Source organism: Cellulomonas sp. SLBN-39 (assembly GCF_006715865.1).
In the GTDB taxonomy this organism is placed as follows: domain Bacteria; phylum Actinomycetota; class Actinomycetes; order Actinomycetales; family Cellulomonadaceae; genus Cellulomonas.
Map to the genome: position 1 here is coordinate 1760495 of NZ_VFOA01000001.1, position 24014 is coordinate 1784508.

Sequence of the window (24014 nt, forward strand, 5' to 3'; positions counted from 1 at the left end):
CGAGCCGGATGAGAAGGTCCGGCGGACCGGCACCGAACGGACATCCGGCAGTGCCCGTCCGGGCGCGACCGCTCGCGCCGGGCCGCGGCCGTCCGATCCCTTGTCCTGACGACAGGATGATCGGAGCCCGCCATGACCCTCCTCCACCGCCCCCTGGTGACGCTCGACATCGAGGCACCCCCGGCCACCGTCTGGGCGCACCTGCGTGACGCCCGGCTGATCCGCCGCTGGTTCGGCGGGGAGCGGCCCCACCTCGACGAGGAGATCCGCGCGACGTTCTTCGGCGACCGCGTGCGCGTGGTGCGCGCCGAGCACGACGCGGGCGCGATCCACGCGATCTCGTGGCCGCGCCGCGGCGACTCGCTCAAGGTCGTCGGCCACCCCGGCAACCCGATGCGCACGCGCGTGACGTTCACGCGCCGGCCGCAGGAGATGCAGGCCCGCCACGACGGCGTCTACTGCCCGGCGGGGGAGGCGTGGATCGCCGCGCTGCTGCGGCTGCAGCACGCCCTGGAGGCGCACCCCGGCGAGGACCGCATGGTCCTGGCCGTCTGCGAGCAGGACGCCGGGCCGGCGGAGGCCCCGCTGCTCGAGCGCGCGGGCCTGGCGGGCCTCGGCTCGGTGCCCGTCGGTGTGCACGTCGCGGGGATCCGGCCGGACGGGACGCCCGTCGGCGGGCAGGTCGTCTTCCGCTCCGAGCACCAGGTCGGGGTCGCGCTCACCGGCACGCCCGCCCTGCTGCACGTGCTGGTCGCCCCGCCCGCGCACCGTCCCCCGTACGGCCTCGTGACCGCGACCCTCTCCGTGTACGGCCTTGACCGTGACGGCCAGGACGAGGTCGCCCGACGCTGGGAGACGTGGTGGGCCGCCGCCGAGGTGCCCGTCCTGCAGCCCGCGTCCGTGCAGCACGCCTGAGCCCCGGCGGCGTCCCGGGCACCCGGGGGTGTCGCCCGCGCGTCCGGCGGCGGAAGATGGGCGGACCCTGCCGTCGTCCCCCCGGGAGCCGCCATGTCCTTCCAGGCCTACCTCGACGCCGTCGAGAAGAAGACCGGCCTGACCCCGCGCGAGCTTCTCGCGCAGGCCACGGAGCGGGGCTTCGGCCCCGGGACGAAGGCCGGCCCCGTCGTCGAGTGGCTCGCCGCCGAGCACGGTCTCGGTCGCGGGCACGCCATGGCGATCGTCCACGTCGTCACGAAGGGCGACCGCATCGCGTCGACCCACGTCGGCACCAGCGGCACGCACCGCGACGCGAGCGACCGGCTGTGGCTCGACGGCGTCGCGACGCGCCCCGCGGACTGGCCGACGGCCTGACCGGCGTCAGGCGAGCGGGCGCTGCCACTCGCCGGCGCCGCCCGCGGGGCGGAAGCCGAGAGCCACGTTGATCGCGAGCATCCAGCGGTTCTCCTCGGCGTTCCACGTGCTCACGCGGCGCACGTCGGGCCGCTCGGCCGCCAGCCGCTGCAGCTGCACGGCCTTGACCAGCATCCCCAGGCGGTGCCCGCGGTGCGCGGCTGCCACGAGGGTGTCGTCCTGCCAGACGAACTGCGTGCTGCGCGCGGGTGCGTGGAACGACGAGTACGCCGCGAGCTCCCCGCTGGGCAGGTGCTCGACCGCGGTGGTCAGCAGGTGGTCGCCGCGCTCGGCGATCACCTGCTCCTGGGTGCGCACCCGCTGCGCGTCCCACCCGTCCTCGCCGAGGTCGAGGCCGCCGACGGGTGCGTCGGTGCTCATGCTCTGGACCAGCCGGGCGTAGGAGTCGACGTACGCGTCGGGGCAGACGTCGGTCCAGGTGACCACCCGGTAGTCGGGCCCGGCGGCGCGCTCGGCGTCCGCGCGGAACGCGGCGAGCCGGTCGGGGTCGACGGGCACGTCGAGGCGCGAGTGCCGCTCCACCTGCTCCAGCGACCAGCCGTGCGCGCGGGCGAACCGCACGCCCGGGTCGTCGGCCCGCACCCGGCCGACGCCGGTCGACGGTGCGAGCGTGCCCGGCCCCTCGGGCGGCTCGACGGCCTGGTCGACGCTGCACATCAGGGTGGTTCGGCCGGCCGCGCGCGCGGCGTCGAGGGCCGCGCCGTGCAGGGCCGTGCCCAGGCCCCGGCCGCGGTGGGCGGGCACGACGCCGAGGTCGAGCCAGCCGGTGTGCGTGTTGTCCCGGACCGGCAGGTCGAGGCTCGCGTAGCCGACGACCTCGTCGTCGACCACCCCGACCAGCCGCACGCGCCCGGTGTACTCCTGGTGCGCGAGCTGGGACAGCACCTCCGTCTCGGACGTGCAGAAGTCGTCGGTGCCCCACCGGTCGACCACGACCGCGTCGGCCGCCGCGACGAGCCCGCGCACGAGGGCGGGGTCGGGGTGCTCGGGGGTGATCGCCCGGATCGTCCACGTCGTCGTCGTGACCATGGCACCACCGTGCGCCCGGTCGGGTGTGCCGCGCGACTCATTTGCGCCGCCGGCCCGGGTGGTCCCGCGGGCGGGCCGGTGCGCGACCGCTACCCTCTGTCGGTGCTGTGGCTGGAGATCGTGGGGTGGACGGGGTCGGTCCTCGTCGTCGTGTCGTTGATGCAGGCGCGCGTGTGGCGCTTCCGGGTGATGAACCTCGTGGGCTCGGTGATCGCGACGGCCTACAACGCGGTCATCGAGATCTGGCCGTTCGCCGCGATGAACGCGGCGATCGCGCTGATCAACGTGTACTGGCTGTGGCGCCTGAACCGTGAGCGCGGCGACGCCGCCGTGTACGCGGTGGTCGAGGTCGCCCCCGACGACGCGTACCTGCACCACGTGCTGGCGGTGCACGCCGACGACGTCGCCCGGTTCCGCACCGTGCCCGTCGCCGCCGACGCGGTGCCGGCCGCCGACGAGCTCGCGTTCCTCGTGGTGCGCGGCGACGAGACCGTCGGGGTGGTGCTCGTGCGCCCCGCGGGCGACGGCAGCGGCGTCGTGGTGCTCGACTGGGTGACGCCCCGGTTCCGGGACTTCACGCCGGGCGAGTTCGTGTACCGGCACAGCGACGTCTTCGCCGCGCAGGGCCTCGACCGGCTCGTGGTCCCGACCACCCCGCCCAACGCGCGCGCCTACCTCGACCGCGTCGGCTTCCGCCCGCTGCCCGACGGCTCGTGGGAGCGCCCTGTCGCCGCCTGACCTCGCCTCGCCCCGCACGGCGCCGCACCCTGGGAGAGGGTGCGGCGCCGTCGTCTTTCGCGGAACCGTCGGCGTAGAGTTCGGACGGCCGAACTTCGGAGGTGGGGCATGCGCGACAACGGGTCGCCGGTGGGTGTGGCGGACGGCACGACGGACGCGCCGAGACGAGGCCCGCACGGCCGGCCGGCAGGGCGCATCCCCGTGCTCCTCGGGCCCGCGTTCGTCGCCGCGGTCGCCTACGTCGACCCGGGCAACGTCGCCGCCAACCTCACCGCCGGCGCACGGTACGGGTACCTGCTGCTGTGGGTGCTCGTCGCCGCCAACGCCATGGCCGTGCTCGTGCAGTACCAGTCCGCCAAGCTCGGGCTCGTCACCGGCCGGTCGCTGCCCGAGATCCTCGGCGACCGGCTCGGGCGCCGCAGCCGCCTCGCGTTCTGGGCGCAGGCCGAGCTCGTGGCCGCCGCCACCGACGTCGCCGAGGTCGTCGGCGGCGCCATCGCCCTGCACCTGCTCTTCGGGGTGCCGCTGCCGCTCGGCGGCGTGATCGTCGGCGCCGCGTCCCTGCTGCTGCTCGCCACGCAGGACCGGTACGGCCAGCGCCGGTTCGAGGCCGTCGTCGTCGCGCTCCTGCTCGTCATCACCGTCGGCTTCCTCGCCGGGCTCGTGCTCAGCCCGCCCGACGCCGGTGGCGTCCTCGCCGGCCTCGCGCCACGGTTCGACGGCTCCGACTCCGTGCTGCTCGCCGCGAGCATGCTCGGCGCCACCGTCATGCCGCACGCGATCTACGTGCACTCCGCGTTGGTCCGCGACCGGCACGGGCGCGCCCCCGAGGGCGAGGGACGGCGCCTGCTGCTCCGGGCGACCCGCTGGGACGTCGCCACCGCGCTCGCGGTGGCCGGGGCCGTGAACATCGGGCTGCTGCTGCTCGCGGCCTCCGCGCTGCAGGGCGTCGAGGGCACCGACTCCATCGAGGGCGCGCACGCCGCGATCGTCGCGTCCCTCGGGCCGGCGATCGGCGTGGTCTTCGCCGTCGGGCTGCTCGCGTCCGGGCTCGCGTCCACGTCCGTCGGCGCCTACGCGGGCGCCACGATCATGGCCGGCCTGCTGCACCGCCGGATCCCGCTGCTCGTGCGCCGCGTCGTGACGATCGTGCCCGCCGTCGTGCTGCTCGCCCTCGGGGCGGACCCGACCTGGACCCTCGTGCTCAGCCAGGTGGTCCTCAGCTTCGGCATCCCGTTCGTCATGGTCCCGCTCGTGCGGCTGACCCGGGACCGGTCGGTCATGGGCGCCGACCGCAGCGGGCCGGTCGTGCACGGCGTGCTGTGCGTCGTCGTCGCGCTCGTCGTCGCGCTCAACCTCGCCCTGCTGGGCCTGCTCGTCGTCGGCTGACCCGTCCTCACCCCGGGGTGCGCGCATCCGCCAGGCGCTGACGCAGGTGGTCCTGCTCGGCACCCGCCGGTGCCAGCGCCAGCGCCCGCTCCAGCTCGGCGGCCGCCTCCGCGGCCCGGCCCGCCCGCAGCAGCAGCTCGCCGCGGACCGCCGGCAGCCGGTGGTGGTGCGCCAGGTCCGTGTCGAGCCCGTCGAGCAGCCGCAGGCCCGCCTCCGGCCCCGTACCCTCCGCCACCGCCACCGCACGGGCCAGCCGCACCACCGGCGAGCCGGTGCGGGCCTCGAGCTCGGCGTACCGGGCGGCCACCACGTCCCAGCGGGTGTCCTGCGGGCGGGCCGCCGTGGCGTGCTCCGCGGCGGCGAGCGCCTGCAGCCGGTACTCCTCGGCGCGCCCGTCGCCCGGCGGGACGGTGCCCAGCAGGTCGACGGCCTGCGCGATCTCGTCGTGGTGCCAGCGCGTGCGGTCCTGGTCGGGCAGCAGCACGAGCGCGCCCGCCGCGTCCAGGCGCGTGTCGCGGCGCGAGTGCTGCAGCAGCATGAGCGCGAGCAGGGCGCGCAGGTCGGCGCGGCCCGGCAGCAGACGGTCCAGCTCGCGGGTCAGCCGGATGGCCTCGTCGGCCAGGTCGACGCGCAGCCCGCCGGGGGCGTCGGACGGCTGGTACCCGGCCGTGAACAGCAGGTACAGCACGGTCGTGACGGCGTCCATGCGCTCGTCGAGGCGCTCGGGCGGTGGCACGGTGAACGCGATGCCGGCGGTGGCGAGGCGCTTCTTGGCCCGGGTCAGCCGCGCCGACATCGCGGTGTGCTGCACGAGCTGCAGCCGGGCCACGTCCTGCGTGCGCAGCCCGACCACGAACCGCAGGGTCAGGGCCACCCGGTCGGCGACCGCCAGCGCCGGGTGGCAGCACGTGAGCACGAGCCGCAGCTGGTCGTCGGGCACGTGCGCCCCCGGGTCCTGCGTCTGCGCGGCCACGGCGCGCAGCTGCTCGTCGACGATGAGCAGCGGCTCCTTGCGCCGGTGGACCGCGCGCGAACGCAGGCGGTCGAGCACGCGGCGGCGTGCCGTGGTCAGCAGCCACGCCCCGGGGTTGTCCGGCACCCCGGAGCGTGGCCACGTGCGCGCGGCCGCCTCGAACGCGTCGGCCACGCCCTCCTCGGCCAGGTCGGGGCTGGCGAACTGGCCCACGAGCAGCGCGACGAGGTGCGACCAGTGCGCGCGCCACGCCGCGGCGAGCGCGGCGTCGACGTCGGCGTCCGTGCCGGCCGCGGGGGTGCTCACAGCGCCGCGACCGGTCGCACCTCGAGGGTGTACTCCGGCAGCAGCCCGAGCGCCCCGGTCACGGCGTCGAGGTCGGGCGCGTCGAGCACGTACAGCCCGCCGAGCTGCTCCGCGGTCTGCGCGAACGGCCCGTCCGTCAGCGTGACGTCGCCGCCCCGGCGGCGGAACGTCGTCGCGGCGTCGACGCCGTGCAGGACCTCGGTGGCCACGAGCTCCACGCCTGCGTCCCGCAGCCCGGCGTCGAAGGCCGCGTGCTGGGCGGTCCACCGCTCCCGCGCGGCGTCGTCGGCCTCGAGCCACACCCGCTCGTCCTGGTAGACGAGCACGACGAACCTCATGCGTACGTCTCGACGGGTCGGATCTCCACGGTGCCGGTGCCGACGACGATCCCGACCAGAGCGGTGAGCCCGGCCAGGTCCGCGGTCCGCACCGCGTAGTACCCGCCGAGCTGCTCCACGGCCTCCGCGTACGGTCCGTCGGTCACGGTGAGGTCGTCCGGGTCGTCGCCGCGCCGCACCACCCGGGCCGTGGCCGCCGGTGCGAGGGCGTCCCCGCCCACGATCTCGTGCCCACCCGCCGCGAGGGCCTGCGTGAACCGGTCGTGCTCCGCCATCGCGGCGGCCACGGTCGCCTCGTCGGCGTCCGCCCACTCCTCCTCGCGCCCCCACAGCAGCACGAGGTACGTCGTCGCGTCGCTCATCGTCGTCCCCTTCGTCGCGGCACCCACTGTGCCCGTCGTGACGGGTGACGGTCGAGAGGTCCCGTTTTCGACAGCGCGACGCGGCGGGCGTGGTGCGGTCCATCGGGCGGCGCCGCCCTATGCGTCCTCGGCACCCCTGACGGGCATCCCGGGCGTGGCGACCGCGGGGACGGGGTCGGTGGGTGCCGCGCGGTCGGGGTGCGGGGCGTCCTCCATCTCGTCGATGCGCGCGGCCGTGATCGCGGGCAGCAGCAGGAGCGTGACGACGGTGAGCGCGGCCGAGGCGACGAGCACGATGCGGATGCCCGCGAGCTCGGCGAGCGCCCCGCCGACGGCCGCGCCGATCGGGATGGTGCCCCACGCCAGCAGGCGGTAGGCGCTGTTCACCCGTCCGAGCAGCCGGTCCGGCGTCAGCCGCTGGCGCAGGGAGACGACCGTGACGTTCCACAGGGCCATGCCCAGGCCGGCGGCCAGGTAGGAGGCGCCCACGAGCACGATCTGCGACGTCACCGCGGGGACGGCGAGCATCGCTGCGCTGGCCAGCACCGACAGGGCGAGCGTCAGGGTCAGGCCGGCGCGGTCGGCGACCCGCGCGGCGACGAGCGACCCGCCGACGGCCCCGACGGCCAGGGTGGTCCCGAGCAGGCCGTACCCCGGCTCGCTGAGGCCGAGCGCGGAGCCGGGCCCGACGGCCCACAGCACGAACACCGCACCGCCGGCGGTCGAGGCGAGGTTCTGCAGCCCGGTCATGAAGGCGAGCGAGCGCAGCGCGGGGCGGTTCCACAGGAAGCGCAGGCCCTCGGCGACGTCGGCGCGCAGCGACGTGCGGGGTGCGGACGTGTCGACGGGTGTGCGGAACGTGCCGCGCACGGCGACGAGCGCGACGACGGCCAGCGCCCACGCCCCCGCCGGGACCCCGAACGCGAGCCCGACGCCCGCCGCGGCGAGGAGGCCGCCGAGCGGCGGGCCGACGAACTGGTTGGCGGTGAGCTCGGCGGCCATGAGCCGCCCGTTCGCACGGGGCAGCGCGTCCCGCCCGACGACCTGCGGCAGGATCGACTGCGCGGTCGTGTCGTAGAAGACCTCGGCCACGCCGACGACGAGCGCGGCCGCGTACAGCCACGCCATGCTCGCGTGGCCGGCCATCGCGACGCCGAGCACGACGACGAGCACGAGCGTGCGGACGGTGTTCGCCACGAGCATCGTCTGCCGCCGGTCCCACCGGTCGACCAGGGCCCCGGCGGGCAGCGCGACGAGCAGCCAGGGCAGCCCCATGGCGAGGCTGAGCCCGGCGATCTGCGCGGGGGAGTCGGTGTAGCGGAGCGCGACGAGCGGCACGGCCATCTTGAGCACGCCGTCGGCGAGGTTCGACAACGCGGAGGACGTCCAGAGCCACCAGAACGCCCCGGGTGTGCGGGGGGTGGGCATGTCACAAACCGTATCAACTCAACAGGTCGACTAAAATGACTAGCGTCCGGTCCAGGACACGAAACGGTCACGATCGTCGGCGCGGTGCGCGATGATCGACCCCGTGCCGCCCACCAGCGCAGGACTGCTCCTGCACCACCGCGGGCCCGCGCCCCGCCTGCTCCTCGCCCACACGGGTGGTCCGTTCTGGGCCCGCAAGGACGCGCGGGCGTGGTCCGTGCCCAAGGGTCTCGTCGAGCCCGGCGAGAGCCACGAGCAGACCGCCCGGCGCGAGTTCGTCGAGGAGATCGGCGTCCCCGTGCCCACGGGCCCGCTCGTCGAGCTCGGTGCGTTCCGCTACACGTCCGGCAAGACCGTCGTCGTCCTCGCGCTGGAGGTGCCGGCCGACCTCGTCGGCTCGGACGAGGACCCCGCCTGCGAGGACCTGACGCAGCGCGCTGTCAGCACCGTCGAGGTGACGTGGCCCCCGCGGTCCGGCCGCGTCGTCGTCGTCCCCGAGGTCGACCGCGCCGCCTGGTGGGGCTACGACGAGGCCCGTGAGAAGCTCGTCGCCGGCCAGGTCCCCGTCGTCGACGCCCTGGTCGCGGCGCTGGCCCGATGAGCGACGACCGGCGCTGGAACCACAACACCCACTACCACCGGCTCGTCCTCGCCGCCGTGCCCGCAGGGGCGCGGACCGCGCTCGACGTCGGCTGCGGCGAGGGCATGCTCGCCCGGCGGCTCCGGCAGGTCGTCCCGGACGTCACCGGCATCGACCTCGACGCCGCGGGCCTCGACCAGGCCCGCCGTGCCGGCGGCGGACCCGCCTACGTGCAGGGGGACGTGCTCACGCACCCGCTGCCCCTCGGCGGCTTCGACGTCGTCGCGTCGGTCGCGACCCTGCACCACCTCGACGCCCGGGAGGGCCTCGCGCGGATGGCCGCGCTGGTGGCTCCCGGTGGCCGGCTCGTCGTCGTGGGCGTCGCGCGCTCGGACTCGCCCGCCGACGTGCCGTACGAGATCGGTGCGGTCGTCGCCCATGCCGTCGCCCGGCGTGCCCGCGGCTACTGGGAGCACCCGTCGCCGACCGTGTGGCCGCCGCACGAGAGCTACGCGTCGATGCGCCGCGTCGTCGCCGAGGTGCTGCCCGGTGCCCGGTGGCGCCGGCACCTCTACTGGCGGTGGTCCCTGGTCTGGACCCGCCCGGCTGTCACCGGCGCATGAGCTGCTGCATCTCCGCCATCAGGGCGGGGTCGCGCTGCTCCGGCCAGCCGTAGCCCTCGGCGTCGTCCCACGGCACCGGCTCGCCGTCCACGTGCGCCTCCCACACGGCGTCGGGCAGCGCGCGGCGCATGTCCGTCAGGGCCTGGCACCAGTGCGCCAGCCCCAGGAACGTCGCGAACGGGTCGGCCGAGGGCAGCTGCGTCGAGCCCTGCAGCACGGGCCCGTCCTGCTGCGGGGGATCGATCTGCAGCGTCTGCGCGTCGTAGGCGAACGACGCGTTGTGCGCGGCGACGAGGCCCCGCAGCTGCGCCTCCTCGGCGGACGACAGCGCGTGGCCGCGCGAGGCGGACCAGTGCAACGAGACTCCCATGCGCCGGAGGATACGGGGCAATCCGGGCATCCCGGGTGGCGAACGTGTTGCGATCCGGCAACCACTGACGGGCGCGCACCGCACCCGTCCGGGCCTGCGACCTGCGAGGGAACACGCGTCGTGCCGACGGCGTTGGACCTTCTCCGCTCCCGCACCCCTCCCGGAGGTCCGCATGGGTGTCCCCGTCGTCGCCGTCGACCCCGCACTGCCCACGGTCCTCGCGGAACCCTCGCCCGCGGCGGCCGCCGTCGACCCCGCCGCCCCGCACGCCGACGAGCTCGACCGCCAGGTGCGGGCGCTCGTCGAGAGCGGCGTCGCCGCCACCCTCGGCTGGGACGCCGACGCGCTCGGTGCCCGGGCCGACGCGCTGCGCCAGCACCTCGACGCCCTCCCGCAGCCCGGCAGCACCGCCTGGGCGGGTGCGCCGGACGACGCGGTGCCGTTCGTCCTCGTCCTGCCCGCCCTCGACGTCAACGCCGTCGCCCCCGCGATGCGACGCGGCGGCCGGCTCGGCGTCAGCGTGGTCCCGCCCGACGAGGCCGCCGCCTACCTGCCCGCGCACGGCGTCGAGGTGCCCGCCGAGCCGTACCTGCTCGTGGGCGTCGACACCGGGTCCACGTGGTGCGGCACCGCCCCCGAGCAGGCCACGGCCGCGGTGCTCGACGCCGGCCGCACCCCGCTGACGATGCTCGAGGGCGTGCTCCTCACGGTCGTGCGCCCCGACGTGCTGCGCCCGAACCGCTGCTACTCGCTGGCGGGCTCGCGGACCGGCACGAACCAGCGCGTGCCCGCCGTGTGGATCAGCGAGCGGCGCGCCAAGCTCGGCTGGTGCTGGGACCGCAACCCGCACACCTGGCTCGGCCTGGCCTCCGCGACGACGCGCCTGAGCCCCTGACCTGGTGCGTCATGCCCGAGGCGGGCGCGGGCCCTGCGCCCACCGTCGGCCCGGGCCGCCCGCGGTCGGCCCCACGCGCCGCAGCGTGCCCGTCACCGAGACCGGACCCGTGCGCGTCGCCGCTGCGGCACGGCGCGCCGCGGAGGCCGACCGCTCCCACGCGTCCCCGTCGGTCGCGTGCACCCGGCCGCCCGACGGCGACGCCTTCCAGGCCTGGACGAGGAAGAGCTCGTCGAGCGGCTCGCCCGGCAGCGGCCCTGCGCCGTCCCACCGCAGGTTCCGTCCGCGTGCGTGGACACGCAGGCGCCACCATCCTGTGCGACCGTCGCTCAGCGCGGGCGGCTCGGCCTCACCGGCGAGCCCGGCCGGAGCGATCACGCGTGCCGGGCCGTCGGTGCCGACGTGCACCGACACGTCGACGACCGCTTCCCATCCTGGCTCGACGAGCGCCGGCGGGCCGTCGAGCTGCTGCGTCGCGACGCCGACGCCACCGGTGTGCACGCCGGTGGCGATCGTGACCGCGTAGTGCTCCGGGTCGTGGTCGTCCTCGTGCACCAGGCCTTCTGCCCCGTCCAGGTCGGCCAGGTCGCGCACCCCGTGCAGGCCGAGCCCGTGGTACCAGGCGCTCAGCCGTACGAACGCGTGCTCTGCCATCCGACCGTCCCCCGCTGTCCGTCCGTCCCGGCGACGGTACTGCCGCGGCCCGTCGGTCGGGGACTGCTCGGTGAAGAGTCACCCGACCGGCGGCGCCCGCTACTCGCCGGTGGTGCCGTCGACGGCCTCGCGCAGGAGGTCCGCGTGGCCGTTGTGGCGGGCGTACTCCTCGACGAGGTGCACGAGGATCCACCGCAGCGAGTAGTGCTCGCCGGTGCCGCGCTGCGGCCGCACCGACACCTGGCCGAGGTCGCCGCGGGTCAGCGCGTCGGCCACGACCTGCTCCGAGCGCGCCACGGACCGGGTGAACAGGTCCCGCAGCTGCTCGGGGGAGTCGTCGACCGCGCTGTGCCACTCCCAGTCCGGGTCGGCGTCCCAGTCGGCCGACGCCCACGGCTCCACCGGCGGCAGGCCCAGCAGCACCACGTGCAGCCAGTGGTGCTCCACGTACGCCAGGTGCTTGAGCAGCCCGCCGAGGGTCATCGTCGACGGCGCGAGCGCCTGGTCCAGGCCGGCGGCGTCGAGCCCGTCGGCCTTGAGCAGCAGCGTGCGGCGGTGGTAGTCGAGGAAGGTCAGGAGGGTCTGCGCCTCGGAGCCGCTCAGCGGCGGGTCGGTGCGTTCGACCGTGATCGTGCCGGGGGTGTCCATGGGGTGAGCATCCCGCGCCCGTGGCCCGACCCTCAGCACATTTCCGGCCGCAGCACCGGTGGCTCGCTCCACCGGGTCGGCCGTCAGCCGGGCAGGACGCGCCGCTGCCCGTCCGCGGGCAGGGACGCCCACCAGTGGGTGTGCCGGGCGTAGAGCGCCGGGTCGCGCGGGGCGGCCCAGGCGAGCAGGCGTGCGGCCTCCTCCGCCAGCCCGTCCCACGCGTCGTCGGGCAGGGGGTCGAGAGCGGTCGCCTCGACGCCGTCGTCGACGAGCCGCCACACCCCGGCCACGCGCCCGTCGACCAGCAGGGTCGGCAGCACGTCGCCGTTGCGCCGGGTCACGTGGGCGCGGTGCTGCGGCGGCACGACCCGGCTGCGGTCGTGGTGGGCCAGCAGCACGCTGTCCCACATGCCCAGCAGCCGTGGCGGGGCGGGCGTGCGGCCGTCGGGGCGCGGGGCGTCGGGCAGGTCGAGCAGCGGCCGGCCGTCGGGCCCGGTGACCTCGACGAGCGCGCCCGGCACCGCGTCGAGCGCGGCGCGCACGTCCCCGCGCCGCACCATCGCGGCCTGCGCGACGTCGGCCACCGTGCCGGGCCCGAACGCGGCGAACCAGCGCAGCGCGTACGCCGCGAGGGCCGGCGTGCGGTCCGGCTCGGCGTCGTCCCCGGTGGCCGCGTACGTGCGCCGGCGCGCGAACGCCCAGGTCGACCCGTCGGGCACGTGGCGCAGGCGCGCGAACCGCCGCACGGCCCACCACGCCGCCGGTGCGGCGTCGGGGCCCACACGCTCGCGCAGCCACGCGTCGATCTCGTCCTGCGTGCGCGGCACGGCCGTCAGGGCGCGCAGCCCGGCGACGACGTCGTCCGCGTCGGCCGGGGTCAGCCCGCTCACCGTGAACCGCGGGTCGTTCAGGCACGACGCCCGCAGCGTCGGCAGCACCGCGGCGTGCAGCGTCGGGTGGTCGTCGGCGTGCACCGTGTGGATGGTGATCCGCAGCAGCGTCGAGCGGACCAGGCGGGCCGCGGCGTAGGCGGCGTCGACGGCGGCGGGGTCGAACGCCGCGACCCGGTTGGCGAGCGCCACGTACGGACCCGCGGCGTCCTGCGCCTGCAGCGCCAGCACCCGGCGCACCGCGTCCTCGACCGGCACGTCCTCGCGGGCGAGGAGCATCTGGCGCGCCAGGGTCGCCCGGTTGAGGTCGTCCGCCGTGAGGGTCACGGTCCCACTCCACCGCAGGGCACCGACACCGGCGACCGCGGCGTCAGTCGTCCGACGGCGGCGGTGCGGCGTCGGTGTGCGCGACGTGCCGCAGCTGGCGCCAGATCAGGACGACGAACACCGCCGACCCGACGAACGCGAACCAGAACGGTGCCGTCACCCCGAAGGCCTGCGCGAGCGCCCCGCCGATCGCCGCGCCGACGACCAGGCCGCCGTAGACCCCGACGAGGTTCACGGAGTTGACCCGCCCCTGCAGGTGCGTCGGCACCGCCCGCTGCCGCACCGTCACCGACGTGGTGCCCCACACGAACGCGTGGGCGCCGAACACGAAGAAGATCCCCAGCGCCAGCCACGCCTGCGTCGTCAGCGCCAGCGCCAGGTGCGTGACCGTCTCGATCACCAGCCCGATCCGCAGCAGCCCCGCGAGCGAGACCCGCGCCGTCAGCCACCCGTAGGCGGCGATCCCGACGAGGCCGCCCGCGGCCTGCACGGTGGTGACCAGGCCGAACCCGACGTCGCCCAGCCCGAGCCGCTGCTGGGTGTACAGCACCAGCACCGACCACGCGGCGCCGAACGTGACGTTGAAGATGAGGATGGTCAGCACGAGCGTGCGCACGGCCGCGTGGTGCCACGTCCACCGCAGCCCCTCGGCGACGTCCGCCAGCACGTGCCGGCGCTCGCGCGGCGGCCCGTCGGGTGCGGGCAGGCGCAGCCGCGAGACCAGCACGGCGCCGGCCGCGACGAGCAGCGCGTCCGCGGCCAGCGGCAGGGCGTGCCCGGCTGCGAACAGCGCCGCGCCGAGCGGCGGGCCGGCGAGCTGGTTCAGCGTGACGAACCCGGCCTGGAGGCGGGCGTTCGCCACGGCCAGGTCGTCGCGCCGCACCAGCATCGGCGTCAGCGTGCCCGCCGCGTTGTCCGCGAACGTCTCCGCGGTGCCCAGCACGAACAGCGCGACCAGCACGAGCGCGATCGGCGCGGTGTCGACCGCCACCGCCGTCGCCAGCGCCGCCAGCACCGCGACGCGCACCACGTTGACGCCGACCACGAGCCGCCGCCGGTCGACGCGGTCGGTGACGACGCCCGCCCAGAGGCCGAACAGCAGCGGCGGCAGCCACTGCAGCAGCGCGGCCAGCGCGACGAGGAACGCGTCCTCGGTCCGCGAGGCCACCAGCAGCGGGCCGGCGGCCAGCAGCAGCCCGTCGCCGAGGTTCGTCGACCACGACGAGGCGACGAGCCACCGGAACGCCGGCCCCAGGCGCGCGGGCAGGGCGGTCTCGAGAGCACGACGGAGCACCGACGCACCCTAGGTGCAGTCCCGGCGTCCTCCCAGCCTTATTGACCTGAGGTCGTCTCATCTCCAACGGAGAGAGCGACCTCAGACCGACAAGGCCGGGCGTGTGGATCCCGTCGACAACCCCGCACGCCTCATGCCGGTGCGTCGTCGACCTCCCCCCGCAAGTCGAGCCGGCTCGTGAGCCGCCTGACCGCGGCGACCGGACGGAAGTGGTCTCATGGGCGCATGACGGACGTCGAGGTGCGGGACGTGCCTGAGCGGCACCGGTACGAGGCATGGGTCGGCGACGAGCGGGCCGGGGTGGCCGTGTACGTCGCGCGGGAGGACGGCGCCCGGGTGCTGACGCACACGGTCGTCGAGGACGCGTGGGAGGGGCGCGGCGTCGGGTCGGCGCTCGCGCGGCGGGCGTTCGACGACGCACGCTCCGGCGGCTACCGGGTCGTGCCGCAGTGCCCGTTCATGGCGGCGTGGGTCGGGTCCCACCCCGACCACGCGGACGTCGTCGCCGACGCCACGCCCTGACGCCAGGTCTCAGACGACGACCTCGCCGACCACCCGCAGGTCGATGTGCAGGCCGAGGAGCCGGCCCGTCGCGTCGTGCGTGACGACCACCGGGTAGAAGCCGTCGCCCCAGCCGGAGCGCGTCATCACGACGTTCTCCCCGGCGGGCGCCGACGGCAGCACGATGTCCGCCATGCCCGGGCGCGGCACCGCGTCCTCCATGCGGTTGAACCACGAGTCGGGGCCGGCGTGGTCCACGACCTCGTCGTACCAGGTGCGCGGGTCTGCGGGCATGCAGCGCGTGAGTGCGCCGAGGTCGACCAGCGCGACGCTGCCGGTGTCGACGCCCACGCCCCACACCTCGCCCTCGGGTGCCGGTCCCTCCGGGTGGGCGTCGGCGTACGTCACCGCGGCGGGCGTGCCGTCGGCGACGACGAGCGTCAGGTAGGCCTCGCGCAGGTGCGACCCGTCCAGCGCGGGGGAGACGTCAGCGATCGTCACGCGCACCGGGTGGTCGCCCGGCGGGACCGCGAACACCGGGCCGTCCTCGAGCGACATGAACGGGTCGCACGCGCGGACCAGGCCGGACGGCACCCGCAGCGTGCCCACGTCGTGGACCGTGAGCGTCGCGGGGCGGCCGTCGGTCTGGGTGGCGGCGCCGGTGCGCAGCGCGGAGAAGGTCGTCACGTCCATGCGCGCAGGATGGCGCACGGCTCCTGCACGGCGAGACGTCAGCCCGGCCGGCGGACGGGCGGTGCCGTGGTCCGCACCGGGCCGGCCAGCGCGAGCTCGGCGACCGGCGCCGGTCGTCCGAGCAGGAAGCCCTGGGCCAGCGGGCAGCCCAGCGACCGCAGCAGCGCCGCCTGGTCGGCGGTCTCGACGCCCTCCGCCACGGCGTCGATGCCGAGCTCCTGGCACAGACCGAGCAGGGCCCGGACCATCGCGGTGCGGCGCGGCGAGGACGTGACGTGCGTGAGGAACGAGCGGTCGAGCTTGAGGTGGTCGACCGGCAGCTCGTCGAGCCGGCTGAGCGACGACCAGCCCGTCCCGAAGTCGTCGACGGCCACGCGGATGCCGAAGCTGCGCAGCCGCGCCAGCTCGCGCAGGGCCACGAGCTGCGACGCGTCGACGACGCTCTCGGTCACCTCGAGCACCAGCTGGGTGGGGGGCCACCCCACCTCGGCGAGGGTCGCCCGCAGGCGCTGCCCGTACCCGTCCTCCACGAGCTGGCGCCCGGAGACGTTGACCGCGAGGTCCACCGGGCGTCCCCACCGGCGCTGCAGGTCGAGCGCGTCGGTGCACGCCTGGCGCAGCACGGCCTCGCCGAGCCGGCCGATCAGCCCGGACTCCTCCGCCACCGCGACGAAGTCCGTCGGGGGCACGGCGCCGTGCTCCGCGTGCTGCCAGCGGGCGAGCGCCTCCACGCCCACGACCTGGCCGGTCGCGAGCTCGACGATCGGCTGGAGCGCGACGCCGACCTCGCCGCGGTCCAGCGCGAGCAGCAGGTCGCGCGACAGCCCGTGCCGCGGGCTCGACGACAGGACGGTGCGGCCGCGGCCCGCCGCCTTGGCGGCGTAGAGGGCGGAGTCCGTGCGCCGCAGGAGCTCCGACGCGGACTCCCCGGGCACGTGCTCGGCCACGCCGCAGGACGTCGCCACCGGGGCGCCCGCGCACAGCGTCTCCGCCAGGACGCGGGCCTGCTCGCCGCGCAGCCCGGGCATGAGGACCGCGAACTCGTCGCCGCCCCGCCGGCCGAGCACGACGTCGGACGGGCCGTCGTGGACCCACGCGGCGGCGATCGCCTGCAGCAGCGCGTCGCCGGCGGCGTGCCCGCGCTCGTCGTTGACGACCTTGAAGTGGTCGACGTCGACGAGGGCCACGGACAGCGGGTCCCCGCGCCGGGTGGCGCGGTCGATCGCGTCCTCCAGCGCACCGTCCCACCCGCGCCGGTTGGCCAGGCCGGTGAGCGCGTCGACCCGTGCGCTCGACGCCTGCCGCGCCAGCACCCCGACGGCCCCGGCGATGCCGAGCCACAGCACGGCCAGCGCGGCGCACACCAGCCACGGCACGTGGTGCACGGCGACGAGCGCCACCACCTGGAGCGCGATGGCGCCCACGACGTGGCTCCACCCCTCGCGCCAGCCGAAGAACAGCATCGCGTGGACCGACACCAGCACCGTCATCGCCGCCGCGGCGACCGCGACCACCGGGTCCGGCGCGAGGAACGTGCCGGCGCCCAGGGCGAGCGCAGCCACGGCGACGACGGCGCTCAGCGTCCACCGCGGCAGCCGGGCGCCGAACCCGGCGAGCAGCGGAGCCTGGGCGATGGCGCCGAGAGCGACGACGAGCAGCAGGACGCCCCGCGGGGCACCCTGCCGGATGAGCTCGACCGACATCAGGGTCCCGCCGACGCCCCCCACGGCGTACAGGTACGCCGTGGTCCGCACCAGGACGCGGATCGTCCCGTCGCGCGCGGGTGCGGAGGTCATGCACCTCTCATCGGCACGCGGGGTCCTGGACGGAAGCCCTGCGGCGACCTCGGACGCGTGACCGCCGTCGCACCGCGCATGTGCCCGTGCGCCTCGGCGGGCGGCCGGGGAGGATCGCCCGATGACGAGGCGTGCGCTGGACGGCAGGGTCGTGGTCGTGACGGGTGCGAGCCGGCGCATCGCCATCGGTGCGGCGGTCGCCCGGCGCGTGGTCGCCGACGGCGGTGCGCTGCTGCTGCACTCGTGGGCCCCGCACGACGCGGAGCAGCCGTGGGGCGCGGACGCCGGTGGCGCCGAGGCCCTCGTCGACGAGCTGCGGGCCGCCGGCGGGCGCGTCGAGCACGTCGCGGCCGACCTGGCGGACCCGGCGGCCCCTGCCGCGCTGGTGGACGCCGCGCGTGACGCGTTCGGGCACGTCGACGCCGTCGTGGCCAACCACGCCCGCTCGAGCGCGCAGACCCTGGAGGACCTCACGGCCGCCGAGCTCGACCTGTCGTACGCCGTGAACACCCGCGCGAGCCTGCTGCTCGTGCAGGCGCTGGCGGCGCAGCACGACGACGCGCGCCCCGGCGGGCGGGCGGTGCTCTTCACGTCCGGCCAGTACCACGGCGCGATGCCGGGCGAGCTGCCGTACATCGCGTCGAAGGCGGCGCTGCACGAGGTCACCCGCAGCCTCGCGGTGCACCTCGCCCCGCGCCGCATCACCGTCAACTGCGTCAACCCCGGCCCCAACGACACGGGCTACGCCGACGACGAGGCGCGTGCCGCGATCGCCGCCCTCAACCCCGGCGGCCGCTGGAGCACCCCGGCCGACACCGCGCGCCTGGTCGGGTGGCTGCTCGGCGACGAGGCCGACTGGGTCACGGGCCAGACCATCGCCTCCGACGGCGGCTGGTCCTCCCGCTGACCTCGGCGGGCCGGGTCAGCGGGGGAGCGGGTCGAGCGCACGCCCGTGGGGGTCGGCCAGCGCGACCGGTCGACCGTCGAGCGCGACGACGAACCGGCTGTCGTCGTCGCCGGAGCCCGGCAGGTCGAGCACCCGACGGCCCTCGTTGCTGAGCCAGTGACCGGGCAGCGCCGTCACCGTGCTCGCGAACGCACGGCGGGCGCCCGGCTCGACGTAGGCGAGGACGGCGCTGTGCATCACCACGAGCGTCGCCTCGGGCGGTGCCGTCGCCGCCAGCGCCGGGAGGCCGTGGAGGAGGTCGCCCCGCACGACCGGGGGCGGGGCGAGGCGCGCGACGTCGAGTGCGGCCTCCAGGCGTACCCGCCGGTCGTCGTGCTCGGGCCAGACGAGTGTGCGCAGCCAGGCGCACGCGTCGGCGTCCGTCACGTCGACGGGTGCCAGGTCGAGGCCGGCACGCCACACGACCTGCGGCATCGCGGCCGGTGCCTCGACGCCGGGTCCCAGCGTGCACGGCAGCACGACCGGCGACGGGCCGTCGGCCGGGTCCAGGTGCGTCCCGTCGTCGTAGCGGTACGACCACCGGTCGGGCAGCAGGCACAGACCGGCCGAGGCGCCGACCTCCAGCAGCGCGAGCGGCTGCGGCAGGCCGGCGAGGACCGGCAGGAGCGTCGCGCACCGGCCCGCCTCGTTGGTCTGCGTGGTGCGGTGCAGCACCGTCGCGCGCACCCGCTCCCACTCGTCGAGGAGGGTGCGGCGGAACGCCGCGTACGGGCCGTCCGCACCGTGGAGGCGGGCCGCGGCGAGCACGAGGTTCGGCTGACGCCGTCCCGGCGGCAGGGTGGCGAGGAGGGCGAGGACGGACTCGTCGTTCGCGATCCCTGCCGCCCACTCCTCGTACGACGCGGACGAGCCGCGGGCCTCCACCTGCGCGAAGGCCGCGTAGGCCGCCGCGAGAGGGACGTGGCCCAGATGGAGGTCCGGGTCCACGGGCGTCAGCGCCCGGGCTCGTCGAGGGCGCGGCGGGTGACCATCTGCTGGCCGATGATCAGCAGCGCGAAGCCGAAGATCGCGTACCGCTGCGACGCCGCCTCGGCGCTCGCGACCATGATGTCGTGGGCTCCGGCCGACTGGGCGAAGCCCTTCTGGATCGCGTTCCAGTTGAGCGCCGCGACGAGGTTGCCGAGGCCGATCGCGGTCACGGCGCCGCCCCACGACATCCACCGCATCACCCACCGCTTCCACCAGCCGGCCCGCACCTGCTCCTGCTCCACCGTTGCTCTCCCCCCTCGCCCGTGCGTGCCGAGCACGCCTGCGCCGACCGTAGCGTCCCGGGGAGCGCCGCCGTCACGGTTCCGAGGCTCTGGGCTCCTGCGTCGCCACCAGGCGTCTGACCTGGTCAGCGCGGGGGCGTGCGCCTTCGGAGGTCAGGCGCAGCACGACGGAGCGGGGTGCGTCCTCGACCGACCTCAGCACAGCAGCCGTCTCCGCCGGCGTCATCTCCGTCGTGCTGCCGTCCAGGTCCCGTTGGTGCACGCCGACCAGGCCGTCGACGACGAGAAGCTGCAGGACGGCCCCGCACTCGTCGGGCACCCAAGGTCCGTGCTCGACGCGGGACCCGTCGACGCTGTGGGTGACGACCCTGCCCGGGACCTCAGCGACGGGCGACTCCTCCTCCGCGGCCCACAGCAGCATGGTCACCAGGTCGTCGACCTGCTCGTCCGACATGGACGCGACGGGCAGCGCGACGGAGTCGGCGGGCGGCGTCATCCGGGCAGCATGACGCAAGGTCGACCCTCAGTCGTCGTGGCAGCCGTCGGTGCAGGTGGGGGTGCTGTCGTCGACGAGCACGATCGCCGCGCTCAACCCCGGCGGCCGCTGGAGCACCCCCGCCGACACCGCGCTCCTGGTCGGGTGGCTGCTCGGCGACGAGGCCGACTGGGTCACGGGCCAGACCATCGCCTCCGACGGCGGCTGGTCCTCCCGCTGACCCGGCGCGCCGGTCGCCCGTCAGGTGCCCGGCACGTCCCGGGCGCGGCGGGTGACCATCTGCTGCCCGACGACCAGCAGCGCGAAGCCGAAGATCGCGTACCGCTGCGACGCCGCCCCCGACGCCATCGCGGTGGAGAGAGACTCTCCCGCCGCCTGGCTCTTGGCGATCGCGTTCCAGTTCAGCGCCGCGACGAGGTTGCCGAGGCCGACCGCGGTCACGGCACCGCCCCACGACAGCCACCGCCGCTGCCATCGCGCCCGCCAGCCGGCCCGCACATGGTCCTGCTCCACCGTCGCTCCCACCCCTCGTCCGTGCGTGCCGCGCACGCCTGCGCCGACCGTAGCGTCCCGCGTGACGCGGGCGTCGCCGTCGTGACGGGCGGGCGTGCCGCGTCCGTGCCCTCCAGCTCGCAGGGGGCGCTCAGTCGCCGCAGCAGCCGTCCGTGCACGCTGCGGGGGTGGCGCCCTCGACCAGCCGGCCGACGGGGGTGCAGCAGGTGTCGCCGCGCCACGCCTCGAGGCCCTCGCGCACCGCGAAGCCGGCGATGACGAGCGCGGCGACGGGGTCGGCCCACCACCAGCCGAGGGTGCTGTGGAGCGCGAGGCCGACCAGCAGCACCGCCGAGAGCCACGCGCACAGCAGCGTCTGCTTCGAGTCCGCGACGGCCGACGCCGACCCGAGCTCGCGGCCGGTGCGCCGCTCGAACCACGACAGGCCCGGCATGACCACGAGCGAGACCGCGGCGAGCACGAGGCCGACCGTCGAGATCTCGGGGCTGGACGCACCGAGCAGCGCGCGCACCGCCTCGACGGACACCAGGACGGCGAGCCCGAAGAACGACACCGCGATCAGCCGGGTCGCGGTGCGCTCGCGCCGCTCCGGGGCCGGCGCGGCGAACTGCCACGCGACCGCCGCGGCCGACAGCACCTCGACGAGCGAGTCCAGGCCGAACCCGACCAGTGCCGCGGACGAGGCCGCCGTCCCGGCGGTGAGGGCGATGACGGCCTCGACGACGTTGTAGGCGATCGTCGCCGCGACGACGAGGCGGACCCGCCGGGCGAGCACGGACCGGCGGGCGGGCGTCGGTGCGGTCGCGGCGTTCATGCGCACGTGCACGCGGGGCCGCAGCACCCGGGATCGACGGCGAGGACGAGCCGCAGCAGGTCGTCGAGCGCGGGGGCGAGGTGCGGGTCGGCGAGCCGGTACCAGGTGCGCCGCCCGTCGGGGACCGCCTCGACGAGGCCGCACCCGCGTAGGCACGCCAGGTGGTTCGACATGACCTGACGGCTGACGCCGAGCGCGTCGGCGAGGTCGGCGGGGTAGGCGGGCGCCTCGCGCAGCGCGAGCAGCACCCGGGTGCGCGTCTCGTCGGACAGCGCGTGCCCGAGCCGCGCGAGCGCCGCGGTGTGCGTCGTCGTGACGGTCTCCACCGGGCGAGAGTACAGCGAAGCGTGTACTCATGGTGGTGCGGTGCGTGGACCGCTCCCGCCCCGGGCCGACGGCGCGGTGCTCAGCGGGCCTTGCGGGTCGCGTCGATCGCGGTGAGCGCTGCGACGCCGGCGGCGTAGGCGGGCAGGTCGCGGGCGGAGAACGTGCTGCCCAGGACGTAGTGCAGCGGCGCCCAGGCGTCGACCGCCGTCGCGGGCAGGCCGGTGAGCTGGGCGAGCTCGACGACCCAGCACAGCCCGAGCGCCACGGCGCCGGCGACGAGCGGCCGGGTGCGGGGTGCGGCGAGCAGCACCAGCAGCTGCACGAGCACGGCGTACAGGGCTCCGCCGGCGAGGTCCGCGGCCAGGCCCGTGCCGCGCGAGACGAGCAGCCCCGCGACGAGGGTGCCGACGACCGCCGCGGCGAGCACGGTGCGTCGGCGCGGGGGAGCGGCCTCGGGGGCCGGGGGCGCAGGGCGGCTCACTGGGCCGGGACGCACCCGCCGTCGCCGATCATGCCCTCGCTGGCGACCTCCACCCCGGCGGCGTCGATCTGGCCGACGATGCAGACGGCGGTCTCGGTGCTGCTCACGATCACCTCGACCTGCTCGGGGGCGTCGCGGTCGCCCACGGAGACGACGCTGGCACGGTCCTCGTCGATGCCTGCAGCGGTCAGGGCGTCGGCGACGCTCGCGCCGGTCCAGGGCGTGTCGACGAGTCCCGTGAGCGCGGCCTCGACGGCGGCGCGCTCGGGCTCGGCCGCGGCGACCTGGTCGGCGCTGACGTCCATGCGCTGGCGGTAGGCGTCGTTGAGGGCCATGTTCGCCTCGACGTCGACGGGGATGCACTCCGGCGGGAGCTCGACGCCCTCGACCATGGCGCAGGCGATCGTGCCCGTCGGCGGTGCGGCCGGGTCGGTGACCGCGCTGACCGGCCCGCCGGGCGCGCGTCCGGCGCACGACGCGAGCGTCGCCGTGACGGCGAGCGTGACCAGGACGTGCGTGACCGTGCGCGGTGCCCCCATGCCGGCGACCCTGCCACGGCCGGTCCGTACGCGGGGGCGTGTTCACAGGATCCACCACCCGATCGTGTGGAATGCGCTCTCCGAAACGATTCACGGGGCTCTCGCGACGGTCGCGCCGCCCTAGCCTGCGAGCGGCTGCCCGCCCCGGGCGTCCAACGGGGGGCGTACCCGCGTCGGGCCGGCGGCCCCGTCGAAAGGTGGTCCCTCATGGCACCCGCCCTGCGTACGACGCCGTCGCCCGCGACGTCCCTGCCCGCCCGGCGCCGACCGCGGGCGGCGCTGCTCGCGGCCCTCGCGTCCGTGGCGCTGGCCGCGACGTCGCTCGTCGCGACCGCGGCCCCCAGCCAGGCCGCGGGCACGTCGTGCACCGGCTCGACCGTGCACGGCGCCGCCGTCCAGGACGGCAGCACGTGGCGCGCGTACCGCGGCTCCACGCAGCTGTACGCCGGCGGCGACATGCTCACGGCCATCAACACCGCCATCGGCGGGCTCGACGCGGGGCGCACCAGCAAGCAGCGCGTCGTCGTCAACGGCTCGGGCACCATGAGCGCCAACGCGCGCATCACGCTGCCGAGCTACACCACGCTCGAGTCCTGCGGCACGATCCACGTCACGGGCACCGGCTCCGGCAACGTCGCCGGCGTCTACATGCGGGGCGCCACCGACATCGAGGTCGCCCGGCTGCACCTGACCGGCACCCCGGTGTACGGGATCTTCGCGCGCAACGTCGACAACCTGCGCCTGCGCGAGATCGACATGCGGCTGTCCGGCGGCGGCATCGGCGTGCGGATCGACAACCTCGGCGACACCAGCAGGTACGCGCGCAACATCACGATCGACTCCGCGTACGTCTCGGGCGCCGGCTCGCACGCGGTCGAGACGTACGGGGTCGACGGGCTGACCGTCGGCACGGTGACCGCCCGCAGCGTCGGGAGTCGGGGCTGCTGCTGAACGCCACCATCAACGCGCGGATCAGCGTGGTGGACGCGCAGAACGCGGGCACGGGCACCGGCTACGCGGCGTTCCGGATCGCGAACCGTGCCGGGCGGGTCGGGTCGTCGTACCCGACGAACATCGAGGTCGGCACCGTCCGGGCGTCCGGCGGCGGGCGCGGGATCTTCTGCGTGTCCGAGAGCGGCGGCCTGCGCGTCAACAAGGTCGAGCTGACGAGCACCGGCAACAACCCGGTGCTCATCGAGAACTGCTACAACGTCAGCCTCGCCACCACCAGCGGCACCATCGCCGGAGCCGGTGACGTCCGCCTGTCCGAGCGCGCCGAGTTCGCCGGCAACCGCGACATCACGCTGCGCAACCTCAAGCTCTCCGGCGGCGCCCGCGTCGTCGAGAAGCCCTGCGCGGACAACCTCGTGATCAGCAACGTCACGGGCGGCACGATCACCCGCTGCTGACCGGCGCCGAGGCCGTCGCGACCGCTCACGCCGGCCGGTCGCGGCGGCCTCG

At 75.9% G+C, this 24014-nt stretch carries 32 protein-coding genes; 12 read left to right on the plus strand and 20 right to left on the minus strand.

Annotated elements, in window-relative coordinates:
- The first annotated feature begins 132 nt into the window (after window positions 1–132).
- Both FBY24_RS08075 and FBY24_RS08080 read left to right on the plus strand, forming a co-directional pair.
- Window positions 133–915, plus strand: coding sequence for an SRPBCC domain-containing protein (locus FBY24_RS08075; RefSeq protein WP_142159618.1), 783 nt, complete (start codon window positions 133–135; stop codon window positions 913–915).
- Between the two features lie 93 nt (window positions 916–1008).
- Window positions 1009–1311, plus strand: coding sequence for a DUF4287 domain-containing protein (locus FBY24_RS08080; RefSeq protein WP_142159620.1), 303 nt, complete (start codon window positions 1009–1011; stop codon window positions 1309–1311).
- Window positions 1312–1317: 6 nt separating this feature from the next.
- Here FBY24_RS08080 and FBY24_RS08085 read toward each other — a convergent pair whose 3' ends face one another.
- Window positions 1318–2400 carry a GNAT family N-acetyltransferase gene (locus tag FBY24_RS08085; protein ID WP_142159622.1) on the minus strand — a complete coding sequence of 361 codons (1083 nt, stop codon included), beginning with the start codon at window positions 2398–2400 and terminating at the stop codon, window positions 1318–1320.
- A gap of 102 nt (window positions 2401–2502) precedes the next feature.
- On the opposite strand from FBY24_RS08085, the gene FBY24_RS08090 reads away from it, so the two are divergent.
- Both FBY24_RS08090 and FBY24_RS08095 read left to right on the plus strand, forming a co-directional pair.
- Window positions 2503–3138, plus strand: coding sequence for a YgjV family protein (locus FBY24_RS08090; protein ID WP_142159624.1), 636 nt, complete (start codon window positions 2503–2505; stop codon window positions 3136–3138).
- A gap of 108 nt (window positions 3139–3246) precedes the next feature.
- Window positions 3247–4527, plus strand: a complete 1281-nt coding sequence (locus FBY24_RS08095; protein WP_142159626.1) for an Nramp family divalent metal transporter — start codon at window positions 3247–3249, stop codon at window positions 4525–4527.
- Window positions 4528–4534: 7 nt separating this feature from the next.
- On the opposite strand, the gene FBY24_RS08100 is transcribed toward FBY24_RS08095, so the two are convergent.
- The 4 genes from FBY24_RS08100 to FBY24_RS08115 all read right to left on the minus strand — a co-directional run bounded on the left by FBY24_RS08100 (window position 4535) and on the right by FBY24_RS08115 (window position 7934).
- A complete protein-coding gene (locus FBY24_RS08100; protein ID WP_142159628.1) occupies window positions 4535–5806 on the minus strand; it encodes an RNA polymerase sigma factor in 1272 nt (423 codons plus the stop codon).
- Window positions 5803–6144, minus strand: a complete 342-nt coding sequence (locus FBY24_RS08105; protein WP_142159631.1) for a YciI family protein — start codon at window positions 6142–6144, stop codon at window positions 5803–5805. The genes FBY24_RS08100 and FBY24_RS08105 overlap by 4 nt, the downstream gene beginning before the upstream one ends.
- Complete coding sequence (locus FBY24_RS08110; protein ID WP_142159633.1) at window positions 6141–6506, minus strand: YciI family protein; 366 nt, start codon at window positions 6504–6506, stop codon at window positions 6141–6143. Before FBY24_RS08110 ends, FBY24_RS08105 begins: the two co-directional genes overlap by 4 nt.
- A gap of 117 nt (window positions 6507–6623) precedes the next feature.
- Window positions 6624–7934, minus strand: coding sequence for an MFS transporter (locus FBY24_RS08115; RefSeq protein WP_142159635.1), 1311 nt, complete (start codon window positions 7932–7934; stop codon window positions 6624–6626).
- A 91-nt stretch (window positions 7935–8025) separates the two neighbouring features.
- Here FBY24_RS08115 and FBY24_RS08120 point away from each other — a divergent pair, with 91 nt between their 5' ends.
- Together FBY24_RS08120 and FBY24_RS08125 are read left to right on the plus strand one after the other, a co-directional pair.
- A complete protein-coding gene (locus FBY24_RS08120; RefSeq protein ID WP_174243475.1) occupies window positions 8026–8535 on the plus strand; it encodes an NUDIX domain-containing protein in 510 nt (169 codons plus the stop codon).
- Window positions 8532–9137, plus strand: coding sequence for a bifunctional 2-polyprenyl-6-hydroxyphenol methylase/3-demethylubiquinol 3-O-methyltransferase UbiG (locus tag FBY24_RS08125; protein WP_142159637.1), 606 nt, complete (start codon window positions 8532–8534; stop codon window positions 9135–9137). Before FBY24_RS08120 ends, FBY24_RS08125 begins: the two co-directional genes overlap by 4 nt.
- Here the strand turns inward: FBY24_RS08125 and FBY24_RS08130 are convergent.
- Complete coding sequence (locus tag FBY24_RS08130) at window positions 9124–9507, minus strand: hypothetical protein (protein ID WP_142159639.1); 384 nt, start codon at window positions 9505–9507, stop codon at window positions 9124–9126. The two genes, FBY24_RS08125 and FBY24_RS08130, sit on opposite strands and share 14 nt — an antisense overlap.
- Window positions 9508–9679: 172 nt before the next feature.
- Between FBY24_RS08130 and FBY24_RS08135 the strand changes: the two genes are divergently transcribed.
- Window positions 9680–10402, plus strand: a complete 723-nt coding sequence (locus FBY24_RS08135; RefSeq protein ID WP_142159641.1) for a DUF5701 family protein — start codon at window positions 9680–9682, stop codon at window positions 10400–10402.
- A gap of 9 nt (window positions 10403–10411) precedes the next feature.
- Here the strand turns inward: FBY24_RS08135 and FBY24_RS08140 are convergent, their stop codons facing one another.
- From FBY24_RS08140 to FBY24_RS08155, 4 genes are all read right to left on the minus strand, one after another.
- Window positions 10412–11056 carry a hypothetical protein gene (locus tag FBY24_RS08140; RefSeq protein WP_142159643.1) on the minus strand — a complete coding sequence of 215 codons (645 nt, stop codon included), beginning with the start codon at window positions 11054–11056 and terminating at the stop codon, window positions 10412–10414.
- 99 nt (window positions 11057–11155) lie between these two features.
- Complete coding sequence (locus tag FBY24_RS08145) at window positions 11156–11704, minus strand: DinB family protein (RefSeq protein ID WP_142159645.1); 549 nt, start codon at window positions 11702–11704, stop codon at window positions 11156–11158.
- A gap of 83 nt (window positions 11705–11787) precedes the next feature.
- Complete coding sequence (locus FBY24_RS08150) at window positions 11788–12921, minus strand: winged helix DNA-binding domain-containing protein (RefSeq protein ID WP_142159647.1); 1134 nt, start codon at window positions 12919–12921, stop codon at window positions 11788–11790.
- A 43-nt stretch (window positions 12922–12964) separates the two neighbouring features.
- Window positions 12965–14215 carry an MFS transporter gene (locus tag FBY24_RS08155; RefSeq protein ID WP_222117221.1) on the minus strand — a complete coding sequence of 417 codons (1251 nt, stop codon included), beginning with the start codon at window positions 14213–14215 and terminating at the stop codon, window positions 12965–12967.
- 177 nt (window positions 14216–14392) lie between these two features.
- Here FBY24_RS08155 and FBY24_RS08160 point away from each other — a divergent pair, with 177 nt between their 5' ends.
- Complete coding sequence (locus FBY24_RS08160) at window positions 14393–14737, plus strand: GNAT family N-acetyltransferase (protein WP_370510977.1); 345 nt, start codon at window positions 14393–14395, stop codon at window positions 14735–14737.
- 9 nt (window positions 14738–14746) lie between these two features.
- On the opposite strand, the gene FBY24_RS08165 is transcribed toward FBY24_RS08160, so the two are convergent.
- Both FBY24_RS08165 and FBY24_RS08170 read right to left on the minus strand, forming a co-directional pair.
- A complete protein-coding gene (locus FBY24_RS08165; RefSeq protein WP_142159652.1) occupies window positions 14747–15409 on the minus strand; it encodes a DUF4241 domain-containing protein in 663 nt (220 codons plus the stop codon).
- 38 nt (window positions 15410–15447) lie between these two features.
- Window positions 15448–17205, minus strand: coding sequence for a bifunctional diguanylate cyclase/phosphodiesterase (locus FBY24_RS08170; RefSeq protein WP_160158460.1), 1758 nt, complete (start codon window positions 17203–17205; stop codon window positions 15448–15450).
- A 121-nt stretch (window positions 17206–17326) separates the two neighbouring features.
- On the opposite strand from FBY24_RS08170, the gene FBY24_RS08175 reads away from it, so the two are divergent.
- Complete coding sequence (locus FBY24_RS08175) at window positions 17327–18112, plus strand: SDR family oxidoreductase (protein WP_142159656.1); 786 nt, start codon at window positions 17327–17329, stop codon at window positions 18110–18112.
- A 15-nt stretch (window positions 18113–18127) separates the two neighbouring features.
- Here the strand turns inward: FBY24_RS08175 and FBY24_RS08180 are convergent, their stop codons facing one another.
- From FBY24_RS08180 to FBY24_RS08190, 3 genes are all read right to left on the minus strand, one after another.
- Window positions 18128–19099, minus strand: coding sequence for a DUF2332 domain-containing protein (locus tag FBY24_RS08180; RefSeq protein ID WP_255432297.1), 972 nt, complete (start codon window positions 19097–19099; stop codon window positions 18128–18130).
- A gap of 5 nt (window positions 19100–19104) precedes the next feature.
- Window positions 19105–19383 (minus strand): hypothetical protein, encoded by a 279-nt coding sequence (locus FBY24_RS08185; RefSeq protein WP_142159659.1) that lies wholly within the window; start codon window positions 19381–19383, stop codon window positions 19105–19107.
- A gap of 73 nt (window positions 19384–19456) precedes the next feature.
- Window positions 19457–19879 carry a hypothetical protein gene (locus tag FBY24_RS08190; protein WP_142159661.1) on the minus strand — a complete coding sequence of 141 codons (423 nt, stop codon included), beginning with the start codon at window positions 19877–19879 and terminating at the stop codon, window positions 19457–19459.
- Between the two features lie 49 nt (window positions 19880–19928).
- Here FBY24_RS08190 and FBY24_RS08195 point away from each other — a divergent pair, with 49 nt between their 5' ends.
- Window positions 19929–20099 (plus strand): SDR family oxidoreductase, encoded by a 171-nt coding sequence (locus FBY24_RS08195; protein WP_142159663.1) that lies wholly within the window; start codon window positions 19929–19931, stop codon window positions 20097–20099.
- A 20-nt stretch (window positions 20100–20119) separates the two neighbouring features.
- Here the strand turns inward: FBY24_RS08195 and FBY24_RS08200 are convergent, their stop codons facing one another.
- The 5 genes from FBY24_RS08200 to FBY24_RS08220 form a co-directional block, all read right to left on the minus strand.
- Window positions 20120–20404, minus strand: a complete 285-nt coding sequence (locus FBY24_RS08200) for a hypothetical protein (protein WP_142159665.1) — start codon at window positions 20402–20404, stop codon at window positions 20120–20122.
- 118 nt (window positions 20405–20522) lie between these two features.
- Window positions 20523–21206, minus strand: coding sequence for a cation diffusion facilitator family transporter (locus FBY24_RS08205; protein WP_142159667.1), 684 nt, complete (start codon window positions 21204–21206; stop codon window positions 20523–20525).
- Window positions 21203–21532 carry a helix-turn-helix transcriptional regulator gene (locus FBY24_RS08210; protein WP_142159669.1) on the minus strand — a complete coding sequence of 110 codons (330 nt, stop codon included), beginning with the start codon at window positions 21530–21532 and terminating at the stop codon, window positions 21203–21205. The genes FBY24_RS08205 and FBY24_RS08210 overlap by 4 nt, the downstream gene beginning before the upstream one ends.
- 80 nt (window positions 21533–21612) lie before the next feature.
- A complete protein-coding gene (locus FBY24_RS08215; protein WP_142159671.1) occupies window positions 21613–22014 on the minus strand; it encodes a DUF2809 domain-containing protein in 402 nt (133 codons plus the stop codon).
- A complete protein-coding gene (locus FBY24_RS08220; protein WP_142159673.1) occupies window positions 22011–22553 on the minus strand; it encodes a hypothetical protein in 543 nt (180 codons plus the stop codon). Before FBY24_RS08220 ends, FBY24_RS08215 begins: the two co-directional genes overlap by 4 nt.
- A 207-nt stretch (window positions 22554–22760) precedes the next feature.
- On the opposite strand from FBY24_RS08220, the gene FBY24_RS19230 reads away from it, so the two are divergent.
- Both FBY24_RS19230 and FBY24_RS19235 read left to right on the plus strand, forming a co-directional pair.
- Window positions 22761–23504 (plus strand): hypothetical protein, encoded by a 744-nt coding sequence (locus FBY24_RS19230; protein ID WP_222117222.1) that lies wholly within the window; start codon window positions 22761–22763, stop codon window positions 23502–23504.
- 29 nt (window positions 23505–23533) lie between these two features.
- The gene (locus tag FBY24_RS19235; RefSeq protein WP_222117223.1) at window positions 23534–23962 is read left to right on the plus strand and encodes a hypothetical protein; all 429 of its coding nucleotides are present in this window, start codon (window positions 23534–23536) and stop codon (window positions 23960–23962) included.
- Window positions 23963–24014 lie beyond the last annotated feature (52 nt).

Excerpts from the sequence above, each read along its gene's own strand:
- FBY24_RS08170 (WP_160158460.1), bottom strand. The coding sequence starts at position 17,205 with ATGACCTCCGCACCCGCGCGCGACGGGACGATCCGCGTCCTGGTGCGG.
- FBY24_RS08085 (WP_142159622.1), bottom strand. The coding sequence starts at position 2,400 with ATGGTCACGACGACGACGTGGACGATCCGGGCGATCACCCCCGAGCAC.
- FBY24_RS08175 (WP_142159656.1), top strand. The coding sequence starts at position 17,327 with ATGACGAGGCGTGCGCTGGACGGCAGGGTCGTGGTCGTGACGGGTGCG.
- FBY24_RS08190 (WP_142159661.1), bottom strand. The coding sequence starts at position 19,879 with ATGACGCCGCCCGCCGACTCCGTCGCGCTGCCCGTCGCGTCCATGTCG.
- FBY24_RS08115 (WP_142159635.1), bottom strand. The coding sequence starts at position 7,934 with ATGCCCACCCCCCGCACACCCGGGGCGTTCTGGTGGCTCTGGACGTCC.
- FBY24_RS08140 (WP_142159643.1), bottom strand. The coding sequence starts at position 11,056 with ATGGCAGAGCACGCGTTCGTACGGCTGAGCGCCTGGTACCACGGGCTC.
- FBY24_RS08205 (WP_142159667.1), bottom strand. The coding sequence starts at position 21,206 with ATGAACGCCGCGACCGCACCGACGCCCGCCCGCCGGTCCGTGCTCGCC.
- FBY24_RS08130 (WP_142159639.1), bottom strand. The coding sequence starts at position 9,507 with ATGGGAGTCTCGTTGCACTGGTCCGCCTCGCGCGGCCACGCGCTGTCG.
- FBY24_RS08110 (WP_142159633.1), bottom strand. The coding sequence starts at position 6,506 with ATGAGCGACGCGACGACGTACCTCGTGCTGCTGTGGGGGCGCGAGGAG.
- FBY24_RS08120 (WP_174243475.1), top strand. The coding sequence starts at position 8,026 with ATGATCGACCCCGTGCCGCCCACCAGCGCAGGACTGCTCCTGCACCAC.
- FBY24_RS08105 (WP_142159631.1), bottom strand. The coding sequence starts at position 6,144 with ATGAGGTTCGTCGTGCTCGTCTACCAGGACGAGCGGGTGTGGCTCGAG.
- FBY24_RS08135 (WP_142159641.1), top strand. The coding sequence starts at position 9,680 with ATGGGTGTCCCCGTCGTCGCCGTCGACCCCGCACTGCCCACGGTCCTC.
- FBY24_RS08125 (WP_142159637.1), top strand. The coding sequence starts at position 8,532 with ATGAGCGACGACCGGCGCTGGAACCACAACACCCACTACCACCGGCTC.
- FBY24_RS08080 (WP_142159620.1), top strand. The coding sequence starts at position 1,009 with ATGTCCTTCCAGGCCTACCTCGACGCCGTCGAGAAGAAGACCGGCCTG.
- FBY24_RS08095 (WP_142159626.1), top strand. The coding sequence starts at position 3,247 with ATGCGCGACAACGGGTCGCCGGTGGGTGTGGCGGACGGCACGACGGAC.
- FBY24_RS08220 (WP_142159673.1), bottom strand. The coding sequence starts at position 22,553 with ATGGGGGCACCGCGCACGGTCACGCACGTCCTGGTCACGCTCGCCGTC.
- FBY24_RS08145 (WP_142159645.1), bottom strand. The coding sequence starts at position 11,704 with ATGGACACCCCCGGCACGATCACGGTCGAACGCACCGACCCGCCGCTG.
- FBY24_RS08075 (WP_142159618.1), top strand. The coding sequence starts at position 133 with ATGACCCTCCTCCACCGCCCCCTGGTGACGCTCGACATCGAGGCACCC.
- FBY24_RS08165 (WP_142159652.1), bottom strand. The coding sequence starts at position 15,409 with ATGGACGTGACGACCTTCTCCGCGCTGCGCACCGGCGCCGCCACCCAG.
- FBY24_RS19230 (WP_222117222.1), top strand. The coding sequence starts at position 22,761 with ATGGCACCCGCCCTGCGTACGACGCCGTCGCCCGCGACGTCCCTGCCC.